Below are 4,091 nucleotides of genomic sequence, written 5' to 3'. Positions count from 1 at the left end.
GCGACCTGGTGAGCTACAACGAGAAGCACAACGAGGCCAACCTCGACGACAACTCGAGCGGAGAGGACCACAACCGCTCTTGGAACTGCGGGGTCGAGGGCGCGACCGACGACCCGAACGTGCTCGCGCTTCGCGACTGCCAGCAGCGCAACTTCCTGGCCACGCTGTTCCTGTCGCAGGGGGTGCCCATGCTGCTCGGCGGCGACGAGTTCGGCCGCAGCCAGCAGGGCAACAACAACACCTACTGCCAGGACAACGAGCTCACCTGGTACGACTGGGACTGGAACGACCAGCAGCGGCGCCTCCACGGGTTCGCCCGGTTCCTGATCGGCCTGCGCGCCCGCCACCCGGTGTTCCGTCGCCAGCAGTTCTTCCGTGGAGAGCCACATGGCACGAGCCATGGGGCGAGCCATGGCGCGAGCCATGGGGCGAGCCCCGGGCGCGGCGGCATCAGCGACCTCGACTGGCTGCAGCCCGACGGTTCGGAGATGAGCGTCGAGGACTGGTCCGAGGGCGAGCTGCAGGCGCTGATGTTCTTCCTCAACGGCCAGGCCATCCCCACCCGTGACGAGCGCGGGCGACGGGTCACCGACGACAGCTTCCTGGTCCTGCTCAACGCCAGCGAGGACTTCCTGGACTTCGTGGTGCCCACGCAGGCCTACGGCAAGCGCTGGAGCGTCGTCTTCAACACCGCCGAGCCCGACCTGCGGGAGGGCCAGGCCGAGCGTTCCGCCCGGGACAAGCTGCGCCTCGCCTCCCGGTCGGTGACGCTGCTGCGGCGCCTCGACGACGCCCGTGAGGAGTGAGGTGGCGCCCTGCGCCACCTACCGCCTGCAGCTCGGTGCCGACCTGGACTTCGCTGCCGCCGGCGACCTGGTCGACTACCTCGCGGCCCTGGGCATCTCCCATCTGTACCTGTCGCCGATCCTGACGGCTCGCCCTGGCAGCACCCACGGGTACGACGTCGCGGACCCCGGTCGGGTCGCCCGCGTGCTGGGGGGCGAGGACGGGCTGCGGGCCCTGTCGGCCAGGGCCCGAGCCGCCGGTCTGGGGCTGGTGGTCGACATCGTGCCGAACCACGTCGGAACCGGTCCGGACAACCCGCTCTGGGAGACGCTGCTCGCCGAGGGGCCGGCCGGGCCGATGGGCCGGATGTTCGACGTCGACTGGACCACGCCCATGCCGCCGGACGCGGCCGGCAAGGTCGTCCTGCCGATCCTCGGGGACCAGTACGGCAGGGTGCTGCACGCCGGCGAGCTGCACGTGGCAGCGCAGGCGGGACGCTGGCGCCTGCGCTACCACGAGCACGATCTGCCGCTGTCACCCGAGTCGGAGCAGGCGCTCGAGCGGGCCGGCAACGGCGACCACCTTGGCGGCACGCCCGGTCAGCCATCGACGTGGTCGCGCCTGCACGCCCTGCTCGAAGCCCAGCACTACCGGCTCGTCCACTGGCGCGCCGGCGGGCGCCTCATCAACTACCGGCGATTCTTCGCCATCGACGAGTTGGCCGCGGTGCGCGTGGAGGACCCCGCCGTGTTCGACGCGACCCACGGGGCCGTGGTGGCCCTGGTCCAAGCCGGGATCGTCGACGGCCTGCGTGTGGACCATCCCGACGGCCTGCGCGACCCCGCCCGGTACCTCGCCCGCCTGTCCGAGCGCACCGACGGGGCGTGGTTGGTCGTCGAGAAGATCCTCGAGGCCGACGAGCCCCTGCCCGCGTGGCCGGTGGCCGGCACGACCGGATACGAGTTCGCCAACCTCGCCCTGGGCCTCTTCGTGGATGCCGGGGCGGCGCCTGCCCTGGACGAGCTCGACGCGGCTTTCGGTGCCGACACCGCCTCCTACGCCGCGCAGTCGGTCGCCGCGAAGCGCGAACAGCTCGAGACCGACCTGCGCGCGGACCTGCGTCGTCTCGCGCGGGCCCTCCTGCGCGTCACCCAGCTCCACCCAGAGGTGCGCGACGTCGACGACGAGCAGTGCCGGCAGGTGCTGGCCGACGTGCTGGTCGCGCTGGACGTCTACCGGGCCTACGTCGATCCGGAGACGGGAGCAGCCACCGACGCCGACGTCTCGCGCGTCCGGGCCGCGGTCGGGCGGGCGCGAGCGCGCGCCGGGGCGGGCGCGCCCCTGTTCCTCTACGACTTCCTCGCCGAGGTGCTGACCGGACGCGCCGGCACGAGCCCCGAGCACCTCGAGGTACTCGGGCGCTTCCCCCAGCTGGCCGGCGCGGTCATGGCCAAGGGCGTCGAGGACACGGTCTTCTACCGCTACCTGCGCCTCACCGCCGTCAACGAGGTGGGCGGCGATCCGAGCCACCTTGGCGTGAGCGCCGCGGGCTTCCACGCGGCCAACGCCGAGCGGGCTCGTCGCCATCCCACCGGAATGCTCACCACCGCCACCCACGACACCAAGCGCGGCGAGGACGTGCGTCTGCGCATCGCGGCCCTGTCGGAGATGGTCGACCAGTGGGCGGCGGCCGTCCACCGGTGGCGGGAGCGCCACGCCGACCTGGTGGTCGACACCGCTGGCGGACCGGCACCCGACCCACAGACCGCCTACCTCGTGTATCAGACCGCCGTCGGGGTCTGGCCCCTGGGTCGGGGCGCACTACCCGGCCGCGAGCTGGTCACCCGCCTGCAGGACTACACGATCAAGGCCGCGCGGGAGGCGAAGCGGCGCACGACCTGGACCGACCCCGACGTGCCGTTCGAGGACGGCGTGCGGGCCTTCGTCGCCGGCGTCCTGGACGCCGAGCACGCCCCCGAGCTCGCCGAGGTCGCCGACCAGGCCGCCGGCATCGCGATGGTGTCGGGCCTCGCACAGGTTCTGCTGCGCGCCACCGCGCCCGGCGTGCCCGACACCTATCAGGGCACCGAGCTCTGGGACGACAGCCTCGTCGACCCGGACAACCGCCGCCCGGTCGACTTCGCCGCGCGACGGCGGCTCCTGTTGGAGCTGGACGCGGGCGGCGACCCCGGTGAGCTGCTGCGCGCGTGGCGTGACGGGCGGGTGAAGCTGTGGGTCCTGGTCCGCGCACTGCGGGCGCGCCGCGAGCACCCGGGGGCGGTGGGGGAGCAGGGCGCCTACGTGCCCGTGGCGGTCACGGGGCGGTGGGCCGACCACGCGGTCGCCTACGCCAGGGTCGGCACCGACGGCGACGCGCTGCTGGTGGTGGTGCCGCGCCTGCCCGGCAGCGTCATGGCGGGCACCGGCGCGCCACCCGTCGGCGCCCTGTGGGCGGACACGGCGCTCGAGCTGCCCGACGAGCTCGCCGGCACGACCTGGTCGAGCCTTCTGACCGGCGAGCGCCACGCGGGCGCGTCCTCGGTGCCGCTCTCGGCGCTGTGCGCGACCCTGCCGGTCGCCCTCCTCGAAGCGGGCGCGCCGGGCGTGACGCGCAGGGAGCGTCAGGGGCTACGCCCAGGGGTGTAGCCAACAGTCTCCCACCGGCGGATGGCAGCCGGCCCGAGGCTTCCTATGGTCAACCGACTCCAACACATCGATCCCGGAGGCTCGCCGTGTGCGTCGCCCGTCTCATTGTCCTTGTGCTCTCCGCAACCGCGGTGGTCGGTTGCCAGTCCTCGGGCGTTGCCGAGGACGCCGAGCCCGCTCTCGGGGTGGATCGCGTCGAGATGCACGACAGCGCCTTCGCGCCGCCGGTCGTGCAGGTTCCGGCTGGCACCACCATGACCTGGGCGTTCACCGATGGTTCGACCGTCCACAACGTCGTCGGGGACTACTTCACGTCCGACAACACCGCCGAGGGCACCTTCATCCACACCTTCATCGAGCCCGGCACCTAGAGGGGTAGCGGCAGTATTGGCGCAATAACCAACGCTTGTGGCGGGGCTGACGCCCGCCGGCTGCGGCCCATGGACGGCTGCGTCCGCCGTCGGTGAGCAGCGTGGGCACGGCCACTCGGGTCAACTGGTCGACGTCCGCATCGAGGGGGACCGACGTCTCCGGACACGCTGCCGGCCACACAACCTCAAGGGAGGGTCTGCCCCGACTTCCGGGGCTGTCAACGGACATTTAGAACTCCCCAGTGGCGGACGTCAGCACGCACCCGCCTGCGGACCTTGGCCCGCAGG

Annotated in this window: 3 protein-coding genes; all 3 read left to right on the top strand. The window is 72.5% G+C overall.

Features of this window, described 5'->3' with window-relative positions:
* A partial coding sequence (locus WD250_12675) for a hypothetical protein (GenBank protein MEX2621059.1) occupies positions 1 to 806 on the top strand: 806 nt, incomplete at its 5' end.
* A complete protein-coding gene (treY, locus tag WD250_12670; GenBank protein MEX2621058.1) occupies positions 796 to 3,432 on the top strand; it encodes a malto-oligosyltrehalose synthase in 2,637 nt (878 codons plus the stop codon). The genes WD250_12675 and treY, both read left to right, overlap by 11 nt.
* A 113-nt stretch (positions 3,433 to 3,545) precedes the next feature.
* Positions 3,546 to 3,803, top strand: coding sequence for a hypothetical protein (locus WD250_12665; protein MEX2621057.1), 258 nt, complete (start codon positions 3,546 to 3,548; stop codon positions 3,801 to 3,803).
* Positions 3,804 to 4,091: the final 288 nt, after the last annotated feature.

This window comes from Egibacteraceae bacterium (assembly GCA_040905805.1).
Lineage (GTDB): Bacteria > Actinomycetota > Nitriliruptoria > Euzebyales > Egibacteraceae > DATLGH01.
The sequence above is the reverse complement of the archived record's forward strand: the minus strand, read 5'-3'. Positions and strand labels throughout refer to the sequence as shown.